The sequence below is a fragment of the Shewanella sp. 10N.286.45.A1 genome (genome assembly GCF_041470405.1).
Taxonomy (GTDB): Bacteria; Pseudomonadota; Gammaproteobacteria; order Enterobacterales; family Shewanellaceae; genus Shewanella.
The window spans coordinates 12,188-18,292 of record NZ_JBFRMK010000079.1; the positions used below are offsets into that span (position 1 = coordinate 12,188).

Consider the following 6,105-nt stretch of genomic DNA (forward strand, 5'->3'; position numbering starts at 1 on the left):
TCTGAGTAGATCAACTTCTTATGCTGATTGGTTTAACCTAATGCATTTGGGCGAAGCTTAATAGTACTCAACCAATTTTTGGCAATAAAAAAGCGAGCCATTGGCTCGCTTTATTCAATACAACAAGTAGATTACTTGTGGTACTTACCTGACAACTCATGTACTGAGTTGATAAATGAACCCGCATGCTCTGGGTTCACATGTTGATGGATACCGTGGCCCAAGTTAAATACATGGCCAGTACCTTCACCGTAAGAAGATAGAATTTGATCGACTTCTTGATGGATACGTTCTGGAGAAGCGTAAAGTACAGATGGGTCCATGTTACCTTGCAGCGCAACTTTGTTACCTACACGGCGACGTGCATCACCAATATCAACAGTCCAGTCTAGACCTAGTGCGTCACAGCCAGTTTCAGCCATAGACTCAAGCCATAGTCCGCCACCTTTAGTGAACAAAGTAACTGGAACTTGGCGACCGTCTGCATGGCGAGTTAGGCCATCAACGATTTTCTGCATGTAGCGTAGCGAGAATTCACGGTATGCGTGGTGAGATAGCGCGCCACCCCATGAATCAAAGATCATTAGAGACTGTGCACCGTTTGCAACTTGAGCGTTTAGGTACAAGATAACTGAGTCAGCTAGCTTGTCTAATAGCATGTGTAACGTTGCAGGCTCTTCGTAAGCCATCTTCTTAATCTTTTCAAATGTCTTGCTTGAACCGCCTTCAACCATGTAAGTGGCAAGGGTCCAAGGTGAACCTGAGAAACCGATTAATGGTACTTCGCCTTTAAGCTCACGACGAATAGTGCTAACAGCACGCATTACGTAACCAAGTTCATCTTCTGGATCTGGGATACATAGCTTCTTGATTGAATCGATAGTATCTGTTGGACGCTCGAAACGTGGGCCTTCACCTGTTTCAAAGTACAGACCAAGCCCCATTGCATCTGGAACAGTAAGAATATCAGAGAATAAAATCGCAGCATCTAGGTCATAACGACGTAGTGGCTGCAAAGTAACTTCACAAGCCAAGTCTTGGTTTTTACAAAGCGACATGAAATCACCGGCTTCAGCACGGGTTGCTTTGTACTCTGGAAGATAACGACCAGCTTGACGCATCATCCAGACAGGAGTTCTGTCGACAGGCTGTTTTAATAACGCACGTAAATAACGATCATTCTTTAATTCTGCCATTTGGCTTGATTCCTAAACTTATATTGATATCCGCTTGGGTCAGTAGTTTAGCATTTACGCTAGTAAAGTAACCTCTATCGGTGAAATTATGTGACCAGTAACTCGACAAATAGTCGCAACTAGGACGTAGTTAACACATTTATATTGCTAACAGTCTCATTTCTAAGCCCTTCAATGTCATGCCCATCCGACTTAAATATGCTGGATCCACTTAGAATGGGCGGAAACCTCATATCTTCAATAACTGCGAGCTGTAACCATAACTTGACTTAACCTAGCCTGTATAACTCTCAATGTGACAGAAAAAAGTTGCACCTACTGGTCAGCTTTGGTATAAAAAGTCTGCGCTAGCAAGAACAATCAAGAAGCTCGTCGCATCGAGCCCGCAAAACTTTACTCGCCCAGCGATAGAATTCTATCGTTGGGCTTTTTCTTTTTAAGCATTTCTATTTTGTTATTCAAGTTGGTTTGTCCATTTGCACGATTAGCCATAAATTGTCCGAAAACAGTTGATCAAAGTCGCCGTTCTCCCTACATTAGAAGTTAGGGATAGTTTCATAACGGGAAAGATCATGCTAAGAAAGTTAGAAAAAGCCGAACAAAAATGGGGCGGTTCAAATACTCTTATAGATCAATGGCTAAATAACCGTCGTAACCTATTGATTAACTATTGCCAAATTGCCGGCATTCCACCTTATGAAGTGACCGAAAACTCATTGCCAGCTTTTGACTCCGTTAAAACCTTTTGTGACCAATTAATGGACTATGTTTCGGAAGGGCATTTCGAGATCTATAACCAAGTCGTGACTGCTTGCGAGAAAAATGGCTGCTCAAGCCAGGAGCTAGCACAGCAGTTAGTACCGCAGATCAGTGAAACCACAGATACCGCGCTCGATTTCAATGACAAGTACACTGAAGCAGAAGATGAGAAAGTGCTATTCCATCTCGATAAAGATCTGTCATCTTTGGGTCATGCAATGGAAACACGCTTTGCGTTAGAAGATAAGTTACTGGAAGTGCTACACACTAAGCATTCATAGTCAGTAGTCGAGGTTGCTCTTAACAAGATGTTCGCCTAAATCCCGAAGGTGTAACGTCACCTGCCAATGACTGTAGCAAACACATTCCAAGACAAAATCAGACAACAAAAGGCCAGCTAATTAGCTGGCCTTTTTAGTACATCAAATCTATAGCTTATACAGCAGACTGGAAGATAACTTCGTCAGCCTTTTCTGTGTACGATGCAATCTGATCAAAGTTCAGGTAACGATAAGTGTCAGCTGCCGTTGCATCTAACTCTTTAGCGTATGTCTGATACTCATCAGGAGATGGCAAGCGACCCAATAGTGCTGCCACAGCTGCAAGTTCCGCTGATGCCAAGTAAACGTTTGCACCAGTACCTAAACGGTTCGGGAAGTTACGCGTTGAAGTTGAAACAACTGTCGAACCTTCAGCAACACGTGCTTGGTTACCCATACACAGTGAACAACCCGGGATCTCGATACGTGCACCAACACGACCGAAGATGGCGTAGTAACCCTCTTCAGTTAGCTGATCACGATCCATCTTAGTTGGCGGTGCAATCCACAAACGTGTAGGTAGCGTTGTCGCAAACTTGTCTAGCATCTTACCGGTGGCACGGAAGTGACCGATATTAGTCATACAAGAACCAACGAACACTTCGTCAATTTTAGTATCAACCACTGATGAAAGTAGAATCGCATCATCTGGATCGTTTGGCGCACAAAGAATAGGTTCTTTGATTTCGTTCAAATCGATTTCGATAACTTCAGCGTACTCAGCATCGCTATCAGCTTCCATAAGCTCAGGATTGGCCAACCACTCTTGCATTGCAGTAATACGACGCTCAATAGTACGACGATCGCCATAACCCTCGCTAATCATCCACTTAAGCATGACAATGTTAGAGTTTAGGTATTCGATGATAGGCTCTTTGCCCAGCTTAATAGTACAACCAGCGGCACTACGTTCAGCAGATGCATCAGAAAGCTCAAATGCTTGCTCAACTTTAAGTTGTTCAAGACCTTCAATCTCTAAAACACGGCCAGAGAAAGCGTTGATCTTACCTTTCTTCTCTACCGTCAACAGACCCATCTCAATCGCTTTATGCGGAATTGCATGTACCAAGTCACGTAACGTCATACCTGGTTGCAGTTCGCCTTTAAAACGAACCAAAATAGATTCAGGCATATCCAGTGGCATAACGCCCGTTGCCGCAGCAAATGCAACAAGACCAGAACCTGCTGGGAACGAGATACCAATTGGGAAACGAGTATGTGAGTCACCACCGGTACCTACAGTATCAGGCAGTAGCATACGGTTTAACCAAGAGTGGATAACACCGTCACCTGGACGCAGTGCAACACCGCCACGGTTCATAATGAAATCAGGTAGTGTATGGTGAGTGTTCACATCGATTGGCTTAGGGTAAGCGGCTGTGTGACAAAATGACTGCATAGTCAAGTCAGCACTAAAACCTAGACATGCCAGATCTTTAAGCTCATCACGGGTCATAGGACCGGTAGTATCTTGTGAACCAACAGATGTCATCTTAGGCTCACAATATTGGCCAGGACGAATACCTGTTACACCGCATGCTTTACCAACCATCTTCTGTGCAAGGGTAAAGCCCTTACCAGTATCAGCCACATCTTGTGGACGAACAAATTCAGTAGATGCTTCTAGTGCTAGAGTTTCACGAGCACGGTCAGTCAAACCACGACCAATGATCAATGGAATACGACCACCAGCACGAACTTCATCCATTAAGACTTCAGTCTTTAACGAGAATTCAGAGATCACTTCGTCGCTATCGTGACGCTTAACAAGACCTTCATATGGGTAGATATCAATAACATCACCCATCTCCATCTTGCTAACATCTAGCTCAATTGGTAACGCGCCAGCATCTTCCATAGTGTTGAAGAAGATTGGAGCAATCTTGCCACCCAAGCAGAAACCACCCGCACGCTTGTTTGGTACATTAGGGATATCATCACCCATGAACCAAAGTACTGAGTTAGTAGCAGACTTACGTGAAGAACCAGTACCCACTACGTCACCGACGTAAACTAGTGGGAAACCTTTAGTTTTTAGCGACTCAATCTCTTTGATTGGACCAACAACACCCGCTTCATCAGGAACGATACCGTCACGAGCATTCTTAAGCATTGCAAGTGCATGTAATGGGATATCTGGACGAGACCATGCATCTGGTGCAGGAGACAAGTCATCAGTGTTAGTTTCACCCGATACTTTAAATACCGTCAGCGAAATCTTTTCTGCAAGCTTAGGACGAGACAGGAACCACTCAGCATCAGCCCAAGAGTGAACAACTTGTTTAGCGTAGTCGTTACCCGCCTGCATTTTTTCCACGACATCATGGAAAGAGTCGAACATCAACAACGTGTGAGATAGTGCTTTAACAGCAAGTGGAGCTTGAGCGTCGTTATCTAACTGAGCGATTAGCGGCTCAATGTTGTAACCACCTTGCATAGTGCCAAGCAGCTCAACAGCTCGCTCAGATGACAAGATGCTTGAAGATGCTTCGCCTTTTGCGACTGCATCTAGAAAGCCAGCTTTTACATAGGCAGCTTCATCAACACCTGGTGGAATACGGTTTTCTAGCAGATCAAGAAGGAATGCTTCTTCACCTGCAGGTGGGTTCTTAATCAACTCAACTAGCTGCGCCACTTGTTGGGCATCTAATGGCTTAGGGACTACGCCCTCTGAAGCACGTTCTGCGACGTGTTTACGATATGCTTCTAGCACGGCAACATTCCTCTTTGTTTGGCGTTCTAACAGCGAAACTGCTCGTCTTCACATTGAAACTGACAGCTCGGCAGGCTCGACCCTTATTTCGACGCGTATTATACTACAGCTTTGCAAAAGTATGAATCAGATCACACTTGCTCTGATAAGAAATCGCACTCAAGTTACAAGTTCGCCAAACCATAGACTGTAAAGTCAGCAAAGAAAACTAGACAATAGTGTTAACCTAAAATTTAAAGCAATAAATTCAATCAATTAATGATTAATACATTTAATTTATCTGCACGTTAGCTATTAATATTTACTGTAAAATGTACAATAAAGCCTAGTATTATTCGTGAAAACACTGAAAATAATCACTAATATTCACCAAAGTTATAATGAACATAATTGGGGACTTATGGGTAAACCCGAACTTAAAGCCGTTATTTTCGATATGGACGGTGTATTAATTGATTCCGAACCAGTGTGGCAAATTGCCGAGCACAAGGTGATGACCGAACTGGGTTTAAACATCTCTATTGAAGATACTGTGGAAACAACCGGCCTTAGAATCGATCAGGTTGTAGCGTTCTGGTACGCCCGTTTTCCTTGGCCAAACTACGACAACCAACGAACAGCACAAGCTATTGTTGATCAAGTTGTTAGCCATATTAATACCGATGGCGAAGCGATGTTAGGTGTAATCACAGCACTTAACAGCTGCCAAGAGATGGGACTAAAGATTGGCCTCGCAACCTCTTCATCAAGTGACATCATTAATGCTGTTTTAAACAGGCTAAAAATTAGAAAATACTTTCAATCGATTGAATCTGCAGAACATCTAGCCTATGGAAAACCACATCCGGAAGTTTATTTAAATTGCGCCAATGGGCTCAATATTGATCCTATCAATTGTTTAGCCATTGAAGATTCATTCAATGGATTAGTCGCTGCGCGGGCTGCGAATATGCAAACCATTGCCATTCCAGAGCCTAAATTTGCCAGATTACCCAAATGGGTTATCGCCCATCAGCAGCTTGATGACCTTACTTTTTTGCCTGAGGTATTGGCATCCATCCCCGTGCTACCTGAGGATACAGGGTTCAGTGGGAATTGAATGGGCTTTAATCAAGGC

At 43.6% G+C, this 6,105-nt stretch carries 4 protein-coding genes; 2 read left to right on the plus strand and 2 right to left on the minus strand.

Annotated features, from left to right (window positions below; genetic code table 11):
- Window positions 1-131: 131 nt before the first annotated feature.
- Entirely contained in the window at window positions 132-1,196 is a 1,065-nt protein-coding gene (gene hemE, locus AB4238_RS07115; RefSeq protein ID WP_371991120.1) for a uroporphyrinogen decarboxylase, read from the minus strand.
- A 572-nt stretch (window positions 1,197-1,768) separates the two neighbouring features.
- Here hemE and rsd point away from each other — a divergent pair.
- Entirely contained in the window at window positions 1,769-2,236 is a 468-nt protein-coding gene (gene rsd / locus AB4238_RS07120; RefSeq protein WP_372032496.1) for a sigma D regulator, read from the plus strand.
- 154 nt (window positions 2,237-2,390) lie between these two features.
- On the opposite strand, the gene acnB is transcribed toward rsd, so the two are convergent.
- Window positions 2,391-4,988, minus strand: coding sequence for a bifunctional aconitate hydratase 2/2-methylisocitrate dehydratase (gene acnB, locus AB4238_RS07125; RefSeq protein WP_372032497.1), 2,598 nt, complete (start codon window positions 4,986-4,988; stop codon window positions 2,391-2,393).
- 400 nt (window positions 4,989-5,388) lie between these two features.
- On the opposite strand from acnB, the gene hxpB reads away from it, so the two are divergent.
- Entirely contained in the window at window positions 5,389-6,087 is a 699-nt protein-coding gene (hxpB, locus tag AB4238_RS07130) for a hexitol phosphatase HxpB (protein WP_372032498.1), read from the plus strand.
- Window positions 6,088-6,105 lie beyond the last annotated feature (18 nt).